Annotated in this window: 18 protein-coding genes and 1 pseudogene; 11 read left to right on the top strand and 8 right to left on the bottom strand. The window is 38.1% G+C overall.

From position 1 onward, the window contains the following. Window positions 1-30 precede the first annotated feature (30 nt). From D8Q48_RS03095 to D8Q48_RS03085, 3 genes are read right to left on the bottom strand one after another with little or no spacing between them, the layout of a single operon-like run. Window positions 31-474 (bottom strand): aspartate carbamoyltransferase regulatory subunit, encoded by a 444-nt coding sequence (locus tag D8Q48_RS03095; RefSeq protein WP_117989675.1) that lies wholly within the window; start codon window positions 472-474, stop codon window positions 31-33. 40 nt (window positions 475-514) lie between these two features. After that, window positions 515-1435 (bottom strand): aspartate carbamoyltransferase, encoded by a 921-nt coding sequence (gene pyrB / locus D8Q48_RS03090; RefSeq protein WP_117989676.1) that lies wholly within the window; start codon window positions 1433-1435, stop codon window positions 515-517. Window positions 1436-1474: 39 nt separating this feature from the next. After that, complete coding sequence (locus D8Q48_RS03085) at window positions 1475-2011, bottom strand: nitroreductase family protein (protein ID WP_117989677.1); 537 nt, start codon at window positions 2009-2011, stop codon at window positions 1475-1477. Between the two features lie 165 nt (window positions 2012-2176). Here D8Q48_RS03085 and pheA point away from each other — a divergent pair, with 165 nt between their 5' ends. Both pheA and D8Q48_RS03075 read left to right on the top strand, forming a co-directional pair. After that, window positions 2177-3307 carry a prephenate dehydratase gene (gene pheA, locus D8Q48_RS03080; RefSeq protein WP_121055393.1) on the top strand — a complete coding sequence of 377 codons (1131 nt, stop codon included), beginning with the start codon at window positions 2177-2179 and terminating at the stop codon, window positions 3305-3307. 89 nt (window positions 3308-3396) lie between these two features. Then, entirely contained in the window at window positions 3397-4692 is a 1296-nt protein-coding gene (locus D8Q48_RS03075; RefSeq protein ID WP_121055391.1) for an ATP-binding protein, read from the top strand. Window positions 4693-4746: 54 nt separating this feature from the next. On the opposite strand, the gene D8Q48_RS03070 is transcribed toward D8Q48_RS03075, so the two are convergent. Then, on the bottom strand, window positions 4747-6483 hold the full coding sequence (locus tag D8Q48_RS03070; protein ID WP_117989680.1) for an NFACT RNA binding domain-containing protein: 1737 nt from the start codon (window positions 6481-6483) through the stop codon (window positions 4747-4749). Between the two features lie 207 nt (window positions 6484-6690). On the opposite strand from D8Q48_RS03070, the gene D8Q48_RS03065 reads away from it, so the two are divergent. The 7 genes from D8Q48_RS03065 to D8Q48_RS03035 all read left to right on the top strand — a co-directional run bounded on the left by D8Q48_RS03065 (window position 6691) and on the right by D8Q48_RS03035 (window position 12197). Then, the gene (locus D8Q48_RS03065) at window positions 6691-7566 is read left to right on the top strand and encodes a YicC/YloC family endoribonuclease (protein ID WP_117989681.1); all 876 of its coding nucleotides are present in this window, start codon (window positions 6691-6693) and stop codon (window positions 7564-7566) included. A 45-nt stretch (window positions 7567-7611) separates the two neighbouring features. Further along, window positions 7612-8244, top strand: coding sequence for a guanylate kinase (gmk, locus tag D8Q48_RS03060; protein ID WP_117989682.1), 633 nt, complete (start codon window positions 7612-7614; stop codon window positions 8242-8244). A gap of 4 nt (window positions 8245-8248) precedes the next feature. Continuing rightward, entirely contained in the window at window positions 8249-8497 is a 249-nt protein-coding gene (rpoZ, locus tag D8Q48_RS03055) for a DNA-directed RNA polymerase subunit omega (RefSeq protein ID WP_117989683.1), read from the top strand. Between the two features lie 71 nt (window positions 8498-8568). Beyond that, entirely contained in the window at window positions 8569-9906 is a 1338-nt protein-coding gene (rimO, locus tag D8Q48_RS03050) for a 30S ribosomal protein S12 methylthiotransferase RimO (RefSeq protein WP_121055389.1), read from the top strand. Then, a complete protein-coding gene (gene pgsA, locus D8Q48_RS03045; protein ID WP_121055387.1) occupies window positions 9890-10432 on the top strand; it encodes a CDP-diacylglycerol--glycerol-3-phosphate 3-phosphatidyltransferase in 543 nt (180 codons plus the stop codon). The genes rimO and pgsA overlap by 17 nt, the downstream gene beginning before the upstream one ends. A gap of 4 nt (window positions 10433-10436) precedes the next feature. Then, window positions 10437-10961, top strand: a complete 525-nt coding sequence (locus D8Q48_RS03040) for a CinA family protein (RefSeq protein ID WP_117989686.1) — start codon at window positions 10437-10439, stop codon at window positions 10959-10961. A 264-nt stretch (window positions 10962-11225) separates the two neighbouring features. Beyond that, the gene (locus D8Q48_RS03035; RefSeq protein WP_121055565.1) at window positions 11226-12197 is read left to right on the top strand and encodes a hypothetical protein; all 972 of its coding nucleotides are present in this window, start codon (window positions 11226-11228) and stop codon (window positions 12195-12197) included. A 66-nt stretch (window positions 12198-12263) separates the two neighbouring features. Here D8Q48_RS03035 and D8Q48_RS03030 read toward each other — a convergent pair whose 3' ends face one another. From D8Q48_RS03030 to D8Q48_RS03020, 3 genes are all read right to left on the bottom strand, one after another. Continuing rightward, entirely contained in the window at window positions 12264-12596 is a 333-nt protein-coding gene (locus D8Q48_RS03030; protein ID WP_121055385.1) for a DUF6054 family protein, read from the bottom strand. A gap of 35 nt (window positions 12597-12631) precedes the next feature. Next, the gene (locus tag D8Q48_RS03025; RefSeq protein WP_121055383.1) at window positions 12632-13012 is read right to left on the bottom strand and encodes a DUF4825 domain-containing protein; all 381 of its coding nucleotides are present in this window, start codon (window positions 13010-13012) and stop codon (window positions 12632-12634) included. A 109-nt stretch (window positions 13013-13121) separates the two neighbouring features. Beyond that, window positions 13122-13667, bottom strand: coding sequence for a Uma2 family endonuclease (locus tag D8Q48_RS03020; RefSeq protein WP_121055381.1), 546 nt, complete (start codon window positions 13665-13667; stop codon window positions 13122-13124). 311 nt (window positions 13668-13978) lie between these two features. On the opposite strand from D8Q48_RS03020, the gene D8Q48_RS17085 reads away from it, so the two are divergent. Then, complete coding sequence (locus D8Q48_RS17085) at window positions 13979-14122, top strand: hypothetical protein (protein ID WP_172696955.1); 144 nt, start codon at window positions 13979-13981, stop codon at window positions 14120-14122. 105 nt (window positions 14123-14227) lie between these two features. Next, window positions 14228-14455 carry a toxin-antitoxin system, toxin component, HicA family protein gene (locus D8Q48_RS03015; protein WP_117991904.1) on the top strand — a complete coding sequence of 76 codons (228 nt, stop codon included), beginning with the start codon at window positions 14228-14230 and terminating at the stop codon, window positions 14453-14455. Between the two features lie 224 nt (window positions 14456-14679). Here D8Q48_RS03015 and D8Q48_RS03010 read toward each other — a convergent pair. Next, a pseudogene (locus D8Q48_RS03010) lies at window positions 14680-14804 on the bottom strand (IS3 family transposase); the annotation flags it as partial.

Genomic DNA, 14804 nt, shown 5'->3' with positions numbered 1-14804 from the left:
TGAATGATCGTGAAGCGAAAGCTTTTTTGATTACTGGTTTTTACGATGATATTTCTCTTCGCAATATTTACAACGATAAACCTGTTTTTCTTCGTCTGTAAGTACGAAGATATGATCCAGTCCCTGCTCGATAGAAGTGATACAGCGAGGGTTTTTACAACGAATCACATTTTTAATTTCTTTTGGAAGTTTGAGAAGTTTTTTCTCAACGATCTCTTCATTCTGGATGATATTGATCGTAATATTGTGATCAATGAATCCTAAAATATCAAGATCAATGAAGTCAATCGGGCATTCAATTTTCATGATATCTTTTCTTCCCATTTTACTGCTTTTTGCATTTTTGATGATTGCAACACAGCAATCCAGTTTATCAAGGTGAAGGTATTTGTAAATTTCCATACTCTTTCCGGCTTCGATATGATCCAGGACAAATCCTTCTGAGATTTTTCCAACTGATAATGTATTTTGCATAATAATCTTTATTCCTTTCCAAAATTTAAATGTTTTAAACTTAGTCTACATGAATATCCAGCAGTGTAAGGATCAATGCCATACGTACATATACACCATACTGTACCTGACGGAAATATGCTGCACGTGGGTCATCATCAACTTCAACAGAGATTTCGTTAACACGTGGAAGTGGATGAAGAATGTACATATCTTCAGGGGCAAGTTCCATTTTCTTTTTGTCAAGAATATAGAAGTCTTTCATACGAACATAATCTTCTTCGTTGAAGAAACGTTCTTTCTGCACACGAGTCATGTATAAAATATCAAGTTCAGGAAGACCATCTTCCAGACGGACAACTTCTTTATAAGGAATGTTCATTTTGTCAAGGACATCATGACGAACGTAGTCAGGAAGTCGTAATTCTTCTGGTGAAATAAGTACAAATTTGATTCCAGGGTAACGAACCAGAGCGTGAATCAGAGAGTGTACAGTACGACCGAATTTCAAGTCTCCGCAAAGACCAATTGTCATGTTGTCCAGACGGCCTTTAACATTACGGATTGTTAAAAGATCAGTAAGTGTCTGTGTAGGATGCTCGTGTCCGCCATCACCTGCATTGATCACAGGGATTGTAGAGTGCTGGCATGCAACCATAGGAGCACCTTCTTTTGGATGACGCATTGCACAAATATCTGCATAGCATGAAATTGTGCGAATCGTGTCAGATACGCTTTCACCTTTAGCAGCAGAGCTTGAATTAGCAGAAGAGAATCCCATAATATTTCCACCAAGATTCAGCATTGCAGCTTCATGGCTTAGACGTGTACGTGTACTTGGCTCATAGAAAAGAGTTGCAAGTTTTTTTCCGTCACAAGCATGTGCGTATTTCTTTGGATTCTTCTCGATATCCTGTGCAAGATCAAGAAGTGTGTCAAGTTCTTCAACAGAGAAGTCTAAAGGACTCATCAGATGTCTCATATTTGTATACCTCCTAGTATGTTCAATGACATATATTTCTTATTTATATTGAAGCAAAACGTCAACAGTCTTACGTTTTGGTGCTTCCGGTTCGATATCAGGATAACCGATTGCAATGAGAGCAGCAAGTTCCTGATCTTCTGGGAGTTCAATGAGTTTACTTATCTCATCTTCATCAAACATTCCCATAATAACAGTGCCTAAACCCTGTTCCTTTGCTGCGAGACAAAATGTCTGGCAGGCAACTCCGGCATCAAACATCTGCCAGCGATCTCCTTTTTTGGAAGAATAAGAACCATCACGCTCAAATCCACAGCGTCCCTTTATGTAGCTTACGGCGATCAACATAGGAATCTGACTTATAATCTTAGCATTATAATCAGGCACATGGCATTTGGCTATTGTGCTTAAAATAGATTGATCTTCAATTGCAATAAAACGGGTAATCTGTGTGTTTTTCCAAGAAGGGGAAAAAGAAGTTGTGGAAACAATAGAATCAATAATAGAATGGTCAATCGCGTTTGGTTTGTATTTTCGAATACTTCTTCTGCTTTTGATACATTCATTGACGTTCATAATGCTACCTCCTATCAAATATTCTAAATAATAATATAACACATTCTGGTTATTTTCAACACATTTTCACATAGATTTTGCAAAAAAAATATGATATCATGATTACTGTTCAATTTTGCGTCGATTATTGGGGAATTGCCGCAAAAAGTGGAAAGGAGAAAGACTATGGCAACACTGGAAGAATTGCGAGTACAGTTAGATGGAATAGATAATGAGATTGCCCGGCTTTTTGAAGAACGTATGAAAGTGTGTGGTGAAGTTGGTGAATATAAGATCCAGAGCGGGAAGAAGGTTCTGGACAGACAAAGAGAGAATAATAAGCTTGCCGATGTGGCATCAAAAGTACATGGTGAGTTTAATAAAAAGGGGATTCAGGAACTTTATACACAGCTGATGTCAATGAGCCGTAAGCTTCAGTATCAGAAATTAGTAGAGGCAGGAGCATTGGGAAGACTCCCATTTATTGCGATTGAATCTCTAGAAAAAGAAAAAGCAAGAGTCGTATTTCAGGGCGTAGAAGGAGCTTATGGACAAGCTGCCATGTTTAATTATTTTGGAGAGTCTTGCAATGGCTTTCATGTGCATACATTTCGTGATGCAATGGAAGCTATCGAAGAAGGTTCGGCAGATTACGCCGTACTTCCGATTGAAAATTCATCGGCAGGGGCAGTAAATGAGATGTACGATCTCCTTGACGAGTTCGAGAATTATATTGTTGCAGAGACAATCATTCCAATTACACATACATTAGCAGGCATTCCCAGAACTAAATTAGAGGAAGTAAAACGTGTTTACTCTAAGGCAGAAGCACTCATGCAGACAACACATTTTCTCGATGAGCATGCAGACTGGCAACGAATCAGTGTTGTAAACACTGCAATTGCAGCAGCAAAAGTAGCAGAAGAACAGAATAAAGAACAGGCAGCGGTATGCAGTGCTTATGCGGCTAAATTACAAGGATTGGAAATACTGGCGGACAATATCAATGATGAAAAAAATAATTCAACCCGTTTCGTAATTGTAACCAACCAGAAAGTATATTTGAAAGATGCGAATAAGATTAGTATAAGTTTTGAGCTGCCTCACGAGAGCGGCTCACTCTATCGTATCTTGTCCCATTTCATTTATAATGATCTGAATATGACAAAGATTGAGTCAAGACCAATCGAAGGAAGAAACTGGGAATACCGTTTCTTTGTGGATTTTGAGGGGAATATGGAACAGCCGGCAGTGAAGAATGCGCTTCGTGGGCTTCGCGAAGAAACAAGAAATCTGAATATATTGGGAAATTACTAAAAACAAAAAGTAGAATGTATTTGGAAAATTATTAAGGAATAAGAAACTTGAATGTGATGGCAATTATTTGATAGAAAGAAGGAATTACAATGCATACAAATGAATTGATGCTGTACAAAAACATGGAATATGGAGAGATTCTTCAGGACATGACATTTTTGATGGAGAACTATAACAATGAATACTATAACAGAGAAGACTTGAGAAGTTTATTGTTCGAGTGCATTAATGAATTGTTAGAAATTTCGGTCAGTCATGGATTTGAAGGAAACCTATGGCATACATACCTGACATTTCTTTTATCAAATGATGAGAACGCCTATAGCACCTCTTGTGAAATTCTAGGACCGGTAGAAGGCAGCATCAATCAAATTGCCATGCATGATTTTAAAGTGTTCAAGGAATTGTTTGATTATGATTTTGAACCATTGATGAAAGAGCTGGATGCAGAAAGCTTTGCTGTTTTATTGAATTATACAAATGTAAATGAAGGAAGCAAAGTGTTTAATAAACGTATTCGGGACAGAATCTGTAACTTGAGTAAATCATTAGGAGAGGCAGAATCAGTTGAGTTATTTGGAAAACGCCTGACACAATTTTACAAAGAATTCGGAGTCGGAAAATTAGGACTTCATAAGGCTTTCCGTATCGAGCATCTGGAAGGGGAAAGTGCAGAGATTGTTCCAATTACCAATATTGCACACGTACATCTTGACGACCTTGTAGGTTATGAAATTGCAAAAAAGAAACTAATCGATAATACAAAAGCATTTGTAGAAGGAAGAAAAGCAAATAACTGTCTGTTGTATGGAGATGCAGGAACTGGAAAATCATCTTCTATCAAGGCAGTTTTAAATCAGTATTACGACCAAGGATTGCGTATCATTGAAGTTTACAAGCATCAGTTTAAAGATTTGAATGACATAATCGCACAGATTAAAAACCGTAATTATAAATTTATTATTTACATGGATGATCTTTCATTTGAAGAATTTGAGATTGAATATAAATATTTGAAAGCCGTTATTGAAGGCGGATTAGAGAAAAAGCCAAACAACGTACTGATCTATGCGACATCAAACCGTCGTCATCTGATCAGAGAGACATTTAAGGATAAACAGGATCGTGATGAAGATATGCATACAAATGATACGGTTCAGGAAAAATTATCTTTAGTAGCAAGATTCGGAGTGACAATTTATTATGGAGCACCGACAAAGAAAGAGTTCCAGCAGATTGTAAAAGAGCTGGCAAAAGCAAATCAGATTCAGATGCCGGAGGAAGAGCTGTTGCTTGAAGCGAACAAGTGGGAGCTTGCTCATGGTGGATTATCGGGAAGAACAGCACAGCAGTTTATCGATTTTTTGCTGGGTCAGAACGCATAAAGAAGAGGATGATGGAGCACAAAAGCTTCGTCATCCTCTTTTTATAATCTCAATCTATTCTATAAGCTGGATTCCGGAAATATCGCTGTCGATGATCAGTGAATAATTTGTATAATATACGACAAATCCAGGTTTTCCACCACGTGGCTTTTTCACGTGCTTTTTCTCGACATAGTCAATCTCAATCTTATCTTTATCCTTCATACTGGAGTAGTAAGCGGCAAGTTTTCCGGCTTCTTCAAATGTACGGTCCGGAAGTTCGTCTCCGTTAGTCTTGACGATAACGTGAGAGCCGGGAGCCTGTTTTGCGTGAAACCACCAGTCATTGCCGACAGCAAAATGAAATGTGAGTTCTTCATTTTGAAAATTATTCTTTCCAACATACATATGATATCCATCACTGGAAATATAATGCAGAGGCTGACTTTTAATTTTAATCTTCTTTTTCGTGAATTTACGGCGCATATATCCGGCCTCGATCAATTCTTCCTTGACCTGAGCAAGATCGTCTTCTGTCTGTGCAATGAAAAGTGCGTTCTGGACAGATTCCAGATAATCAATATCCTCTTTCGTTTCCTCAATCAAGCGAGAGAGTGCTTCGAAGGTACGTTTCTGCTTGTTGTATTTGTCAAAATAACGTTGTGCATTTTCCTGCGGCGTCTTTGTTGGATCAAGTGGGATCGTCACCATCTCATTTGTATAGTAATTGAGTGCGTCTAGCTTTTTCGCATCTGGTTCAAGATTATAACCATAAGTATTGATTAGTTCTCCGTATACTTTGAACTTATCACGATTTTCGGTATCCTTAAGCTGGCGTACCTGCAAATCATATTTTTTTCGCGCACGTTCCAGAGCTGTCTGTACTATATGACGAAGGTCTGTAGATTTTTGGCGGATTCTCGTGAGCGCATTTCGAGAAGAATAGTACAGATCCAGCACTTCAGAAACAGATTCAAAGTCCTTGCGGGTATAATTTGAAAAATGCGACAGTGGTAGTGAAGAAAATTCTTTTGGTTCATTTCCACTATAATAAATAGCCGGTTTAAAATCCCCCTCGGAAACAGCAGAAAAATAAATTGTAAACTGATTATATAAATGCAGCTTGATATCTTCAGATAATTCCTTAGGCGTAATAGAAGAATCAATTCCGGATAAGTAGCAGATTTCTTCCGCAACAATAGGACTGACACCGGTAAAACTAGTATAGATAGCTTTTGCAAGCGGGAGCGGTTTGCTGTCAATAGTTTCGATAAAATCTTGCGCAGTGATACTTAGCGGATCATGCTTTTCCATTGTATCGGGAATAAAATAAGTGCGTCCCGGTAATACTTCACGTACAGAACTCATCTGTGCAGGAACATGCTTAATACTGTCGATAATCATACCTTCTTCATTGCAGAAAATGATGTTGCTGTGTTTTCCCATAATCTCTACAATCAAATCCTTACGGCATAAGTCCCCCATCTCATCTAAATGCTCAATCGTAAAATGGATGATACGCTCCAGCTTTGGCTGCCATATATCAACGATACGGCCGTTTGCAATATGCTTACGAAGCAGCATGCAGAAGTTTGGCGCCGTCATAGGGCTTGGTTTATTGGTGTCTGTTAAATATATTAAAGGAAGCGATGCACTTGCCGAAATACAAAGACGTCTCTGTCCGGCAGGAGACTTGATCGTAAGAAGAAGCTCATCGGCTTCTGGTTGTGCAATTTTGGCAATTCTTCCGTTTGTTAATTCTTGTTTTAATTCGTGAACCAGATTGGCCACGACAATTCCATCAAATGCCATATCATATCCTCGTTTCTTTATGATTATATTCCTGAATATGGAATGTCAGGTTACAAAAAATTAGTAACTGATACAGAGAAAGTATAACACAGATTTATTTTCAGATAAAGAAATTTATAAAACTCAAAGTGAAATGGTTGACCTTGACTGTGGTTACGAGGTATAATGTTATGAATGTAAAAAAACGAATAAACAGAGGTTGACATCATGATAAAAAGCATGACAGGATTTGGAAGATATGAGTATCAGACCGGATCTAAAAAATTTACAGTGGAATTAAAAGGGGTAAACCACAGATATTTAGACGTTAACATTCGTATGCCGAAGAAATTTAATTTTTTCGAAACTGCAATCCGCACATTGTTAAAACAGTATGCGCTGCGTGGTAAAGTGGATATTTTTATTACATACGAAGATAACTCAGAAAGTCAGGCTGCACTTAAATATAATGAAACACTTGCAGCGGAATACATGAGATACTTTAAGCAGATGGAAGAATCGTTTGGAATTGATAATGATATCCGCGTTTCTACATTGGCACATTGTCCGGAGGTATTGACAATGGAAGAAAAGCCGGATGATGAAGACGCTTTGTGGAGTGGTCTGAAGATGGCATTAGAAGGTGCATTTGCACAGTTTGTTGAGACGCGCACCACAGAAGGTGAGAACCTGAAAAAAGATATTTTGAACAAGCTTTCCGGCATGGAGACACTGGTAGGACATGTGGAAGAGCGTTCACCACAGATTGTGGAAGAGTATCGTAAGAAACTGGAAGATAAGATACATGAACTTCTGGAGATGCCAGTCGATGAGAACAGGATGGCAGCTGAAGTAATCTTATATGCTGACAAGATTTGTACAGACGAAGAGACAGTTCGTTTGAAAAGCCACATTTCGCATATGCGGGATACATTAGAGGAAACGGAAGGAATCGGAAGAAAGCTTGATTTTATTGCCCAGGAGATGAACAGAGAAGCCAACACCATCCTTTCAAAGGCGAATGATCTGGAAGTTTCGAATTATGCGATTGGATTAAAGACAGAGATTGAAAAAATTCGTGAACAGATCCAGAATATTGAATAGTTATTGAATATGGTTTTAAGTATGAGATAGTGGAGAAGAGAGCAAATGAATAAGAAAGGCATTTTAATCGTAGTATCCGGTTTTTCAGGAGCCGGCAAAGGAACTTTAATGAAAGAACTTCTGCAGAAATATGAAGAAAAGTATGCGTTATCTATTTCGGCAACAACAAGACAGCCAAGAGAAGGAGAACTTCATGGCCGCGAGTATTTTTTCATTTCAAAAGATGAATTTGAAAAAATGATTGCGAAAGATGAGCTGATAGAGTATGCTAGATACGTGGAAAATTACTATGGTACACCACGAAGCTATGTAGAGCAGAAGCTTGACGAAGGCAAGGATGTGATTCTTGAGATTGAGATTCAAGGAGCGCTGAAGGTGAAAGAGAAGTTCCCTGATACACTGTTATTGTTCGTAGCTCCTCCAACTGCACAGGAACTGAAGCATCGTCTTGTGGGACGAGGAACAGAGACAATGGAAGTGATCAATTCCAGAATGAGCCGTGCTGCGGAAGAAGCAGAAGGTATGGAGAATTATGATTATCTGATCATTAATGATACATTGGAAGAGTGTGTGGAACAGATGCATTCAGTTATTCAGGCAGAACATTTAAGATGTTCAAGAAATGCAAACTTTATAGAAAAGATTCAAAAAGAATTGAAAGAGATGAAAGGAGAATAAAAGTATGTTACATCCATCTTATACAGATTTAATGCAGGTAGTGAATAAGGACGTGGAAGAGGGCGAAACAAAGGTTGTTAACAGCCGTTATTCTATCGTTATGGCAACATCTAAGAGAGCAAGACAGCTTATCGACGGAGAGATGCCGCTGGTAAAAGCAAAGAAAGGTGAAAAACCACTTTCTATCGCAATTCAGGAGATGAATGAAGGAAAGCTTACAATCGTTACTGATAACGCAGAGAAAGAAGAATAAAAGTAGATAAGAATAAAGAAAAGGCAGGTTCCGGCAGGTATCTGCCTTTCTGAGTGATTTGGAGAGTGATTATGAAGATATTATTTATTTCCCTGGGATGCGATAAGAATCTGGTTGATTCAGAAGTAATGTTAGGGCTTCTTGCGTCCAGAGGTTATGAGATGATCGACGATGAGCAGGAAGCAGATATTATTGTTGTGAATACATGCTGTTTTATTCACGATGCAAAACAGGAAAGCGTTGATAATATTCTCGAGATGGCAGAATATAAGAAAACAGGAAAATTAAAAGCTCTGATCGTAACAGGATGCCTGGCAGAGCGTTACAGGCAAGAGATCATTGATGAGATTCCTGAAGTAGATGCAGTGCTTGGAACAACGGCATATGACAAGATACTGGATGCAGTTGACGAAGCATTGGAAGGAAAACATTTTCTGGAGATGGAGGATCTTCAGGCATTGCCTGTTGTCAATACAAAACGACAGATAACAACAGGCGGACATTTCGCATATATGAAGATAGCAGAAGGTTGCGACAAGCATTGTACATATTGCATTATTCCGAAGATTCGAGGCACTTATCGAAGTGTACCGATGGAGCAGCTTATCAAAGAAGCAGAAGAACTGGCAGCACAAGGCGTAAAAGAGTTGATTCTGGTCGCACAGGAGACGACACTTTACGGAAAAGACCTTTACGGAGAAAAGTCACTTCACAAGTTATTAAAAGAGCTGTGTAAAGTGAGTGGGATTCAGTGGATACGAATCCTCTATTGCTATCCAGAAGAGATTACAGATGAATTGATTCAGGTTATAAAAGAAGAACCAAAGATCTGTCACTATTTAGATCTTCCGATCCAGCATGCGAATGATGAAATTCTAAAACGTATGGGAAGAAGAACAAGTAAACAGGAATTGGTTGATATTGTTACAAAGCTTCGAAAAGAAATTCCGGATATTTGTCTGAGAACAACCTTGATCACAGGATTTCCGGGAGAGACAGAAGAACAGCATCAGGAACTGGTAGAATTTGTAGATGAGATGGAATTTGACCGTCTGGGTGTATTTACATATTCACCGGAAGAAGACACACCGGCTGCGACAATGCCAGATCAGATAGAGGAAGAAGTAAAATTCGAACGTCAGGCTGAACTGATGGAACTTCAGCAGGAGGTTGCTTTTGATACTGCGGAAAAAATGATTGGCAGAGAGATGCTCGTTATGATCGAAGGAAAAATTGCAGATGAGCCGGCATATGTAGGAAGAACTTATCGCGATGCACCGAAGGTGGATGGACTCATTTTTGTGGAAACAGGGGAACTACTCATGTCAGGTGATTTCGCAAAAGTAACAGTGACAGGAGCAGAAGAATATGATCTGATAGGAGGATTGACAAATGAACTTACCGAATAAACTAACTGTATTAAGAGTAATCATGGTTCCGTTTTTTGTGTTTTTTATGTTAACAGATGTAGGTGGACCGGCGAATAAATGGATCGCACTCATTTTATTCTGTGTAGCAAGTCTGACAGACATGTTGGATGGAAAGATTGCAAGAAAATATAATCTGGTGACAAACTTTGGAAAATTTATGGATCCATTGGCAGATAAACTTCTCGTATGTTCAGCAATGATCTGTATGATTGAGATGGGAAAACTTCCGGCGTGGATTGTTATTGTGATCATTGCAAGAGAATTTATCATTAGTGGATTCCGTCTGGTTGCTTCTGATAACGGAATTGTTATCGCCGCAAGCTACTGGGGAAAATTCAAAACGGTATTTCAGATGGCTATGATTATCGTACTGATTGCAGATTTTGGCGGCATTTTCGATATCATTGCACAGGTTTTGATTTGGATAGCATTGGCACTTACCGTTATTTCATTGATTGATTATATTGTAAAAAATAAAGAGGTCTTAACACAGGGAGGCATGTAAGAAAATGTATGCAGACTGGCAGATGGCAGAAAAGGTAGATCAAAAAGATGTATTAGAAGAACGTGTAGTTGAAGTTCTTACAAAATTCGGATGGACAGTAACGACTGCAGAGTCATGTACAGGAGGTCTGATAGCAGGCACATTGGTAAATGTTTCCGGGGCATCAGAAGTCTTGAATGAAGGGTACGTTACGTATTCAAATGAGGCGAAGCACAGATTACTTGGAGTTCAGATTCAGACATTAGAGCAATATGGTGCTGTCAGCGACCAGACTGCACGCGAAATGGCAGAAGGGGCAGCGAAAGCCGCAGGGGCAGATGTTGCTTTTGCTTCGACTGGAATTGCAGGACCGGGAGGCGGTACGCCGGAGAAACCGGTAGGATTAATCTTTGTGAGCTGTTATATCCGGGGAAATGTATTTGTAAGAGAATGCCATTTCAAAGGAAGCCGCATGGAAAATCGTCTGAATACTGTACAGGCGGTATTCCAGTTATTCCTGGATAATTGTGGAGAGAATCTGGCTGAATAAGTATAATTGAGAAAATATAGAGACAGGTAAAAAAGAAGCTGCGAGCTAAGAAATTAGTGAGCAGCTTCTTTTTAAGTTGTTTTTTGTGAATAGCATGTGCTATACTAACACAAAGCATATTTCTTATGAATCTAAGGTGACGATTCACCATCTATTTTCTAATTTCATTTCAGAAGTCTATGCTTTAGATACCAATAGTTATGTAAAGCAGGAGGCGGCTGAAAAAAGTAGATGACCTCCTGTAAAAAAGGAGGAAAAGTGAATATGTCAAAACGAAAGAATGCACAGAGAAGCAGAAAGTATTCTGTACGGAATCGGACGGTAAAAGCAACAAAAAAGTACAAAGATACCATTTTCCGTATGTTGTTCGAAAACAAGGAAAATCTGTTGTCGCTTTACAACGCAATGAACCACAAGAATTATACCGATGCAGATGCATTACAGGTAGTGACATTGGAGAATTCGATTTATATGGGAATGAAAAATGACTTGGCATTTATTCTGGATATGAATTTATATCTATATGAGCACCAGTCCACATATAACCCGAACATGCCGTTAAGAGACTTGTTTTATATCTCCAATGAATACCAGAAACTGGTTGTTCAGAAGTCTTTGTATTCATCAGTGCTACAGAAGATTCCGGCACCAAAATTTGTTGTGTTCTATAATGGAATGAAAGAGATTGAAGACATTAGTGAATTCAGACTTTCATCAGCATATGAATGCCAGACAGATGATCCGGATCTGGAATTGCGAGTAACCGTGCTGAATGTTAATGAAGGTCATAATCAGGAACTGATGGAACACTGTCAAACATTAAAGGAATATGCTCAGTATGTAGCGAAAGTCCGTAAATATACTTCTTTAGGAGAGCTGTCATTAGAAGAAGCGGTAGAATGTGCTGTTGAAGAATGTATAAAAGAAGGGATATTAGCGGAATTTCTAATCCAAAATCGAGCTGAGGTGATTAGCATGAGTATATTCGAATATAACAAGGATGAAGAAGAGAAAAAGCTGAGGAAGGCTGAATTTGAGGCTGGTCTGGAGGAAGGGCGAAAGGCTGGAATTGAAGAAGGACGAAAGGCTGGAATCGAGGAAGGTCGAATTGAACTGCTAAAGCAACAAATTCAAAGAAAACTTTCTAAAGGAAAATCAATAGATGAGATAGCAGAAGAATTAGAAGAATCCGTTATCGGTATACAGAATCTTATAAGTGAGTGTAAAATAAAATAGTTTGAATGTTAGAAGAAGCTGCGAACTAAGAAATTAGTGAGCAGCTTCTTTCTATATAAAAGAAAGTTACACATCTAGCAACTCGATCAACTTGTCAAGAAATGCTTCTTCCCCTAATGTATTAATTTTGAAAAATACAGCTTGACTTCCTCCTGATGTAATTGCGGAAAGTTGAACAGGATCTTTGTCGTTTTGGAAAAGCGTAATATTAAGACTAACTCTATTTCCACCAGCATAGCTGTAACGCTCAAAAACACGAACACTGCAACGCGCAGTTCCACTTTGAAAGTCACTGGCATCTTCTAGTGTTGCTGACATACTATTATTTAATATCCCATTTTCGATATTGGAAAGTAACTGATCAAAATCTTCATTTATACTTCTTTCTATTTTTGCCATACACAACCACTCCTTAATTATCTAAAAATCCTGCACTACCGTTCATACGATGCAATAATTTCTTTGCTATCTGCTATTTTATAATCAAGTGTTTCCAAATTACCAATCAAATCAAATGTTATATCTGCATTAACCTGTAATTCATCTTCGAGCTTAGAGGCAGACGGCTCAACTTTTAGAAAAACTGTTAATCCATAAGGCTCACTCTCAGAATGTATCTCTATACTGTCATATGCGTATCCTTCCGGATAATCTTGACTGCTTACAATTTTTATAACATTCGAAGAATCTCCTACATAATCTGTCTTGTACTGTGATAAATCAGGAATCTCATACATTTTTTCTTTTCTTCCACATGCAGGAACTGATATTATTGATAATACAACTGGAATAATTGCAATTACTTTTTTCTTCATAAGCAATCTCCTCTCTTAACAGTAAGATGGCACAATCACCTGAATTCTTCAAATACCGATTTTTTCACTTTTTTCAATTCTATATTACATATGATCTTTCTTGGTTATTTTATCTTAATAAATCTGTAATACAAATCTTTAAATCATCATAAATTCCAACACTGATTTCATCGTCAAAAGAATATTGTGTTGAATCCTCAACATTACCAAAGTAGTAAACTTGAACCGTTTGCTTCATAGGGTTTACAATCCAATATTCCCGAACACCAGCAGTACGATATTTGAATAACTTGGTCAAATAATCCATTCTCTGACTGCTTGGTGATACGATTTCGATAATGAAATCCGGTGCACCATTACATCCTCTGTCATTCATTTTGTTTGGATCACAGATTACTGAGATATCCGGCTCTACATAATTCCGATCATCTTGATTGAGAAATACAGCGAATGGTGCAGGGTAAACTTTGCATGGTCCGTTATTATTTCTAATATAATTTCTGAGAGTTGCAGAAAGCTCCATTACTAATTCCTGATGCAACGGACTTGGTGGTGCCATGTCATAAATCTGTCCGTCAATCAGCTCTGCACGTTTTCCTTCTGGAAGAGCGTAGATGTCTTCGACTGTGTAAGTATCGTTTTTTAATAGTGGCATGTGATCACATCCTTTCTACTTGATTGTATGACTTAAGTATAACCAATTTTATCTCAGTCGAGAAGACTGAGATAAACGCTCCGCGAGGATGCGCAGTGATTCTGATAGGAATATGTCAGCTTCGCTGATCAGAATCACGCGCCAAGTCTCACGGATGTTTGACTTGAATTTATATAGGTATTGTATTTCGTAAATCTTGGTATGTCAATAAAGGGAAACAAGAAGAAGTTTGTTAAAAATATATCGATAAAACAAGAATTTTATTATATTATCAAAAACAAAAATTGGTTAAAAAGAAAGGAGAAATAAAGTTGCTTGATATTACAGCATCAAATAGCATCGTTGCAGTTCGCTTGAAAAATGTTATTTCAGAAAAGGGATTAAAGCAAAGGCTGAATCCATACGGCTCGTTAAAACTCCATAGAGACAAACCTAGAAAAGGGGCAATCTGGTGACAAGTTGTCCTTTTTTGAAAATAAAATAAATGCGTATATTATGCGTACTTACTATTGGCAAATGCGTATTTAAGGCGTATAACAAAGAAAAACGGAGATGAGTACGTGAAACGGCGTGACCTGATAAAGAAACTTGAAGACGCAAGATTTTTGTTCAAAGATCATGGCGGGAATTATGATACGTATAAACGTGGAAATGATACGGAACAAGTTCCTAGACACACTGAAATTAATGAGATTACGGAGAAAAGAATCCTGAAAAAAATGGGGATTGAAATAGATTCCCAGGCTTTCGGGCATAATTTATTGACGTCAAGGCATCGATTACTATAACTAAATAGCAAGAAAGTGAAAAAAAGATGAAAGGAGCATATCCAATACTGATTTTGATTATTCTGATGGAATATTGATTCTGGTTGATGTAGATTTTGAAAAGTTTAAACATGAATTAGACATTGAATACAACAAAGCATTAAATGCAGTTGTATAGTTGCCACCAATCAAAATGGCCGGTGGTATTTTTGTACTCATAGGCGAGAAAGATGAAACATAAACAACTGGGATCCCTGATCACTGTGCAGGATGAGTTCGCCTTGAATCTTCGGTTGGGAATCCAACGCTTTTTGAAGCGTGCGTATCGCCAGATCACTGGTAATATTGCGGTCTGTTATGCTCGCAACCA

It is taken from the genome of Ruminococcus sp. B05 (assembly GCF_003628495.1).
GTDB lineage: Bacteria > Bacillota > Clostridia > Lachnospirales > Lachnospiraceae > Schaedlerella > Schaedlerella hominis.
This window is presented reverse-complemented; position numbering and strand designations above follow the sequence as displayed.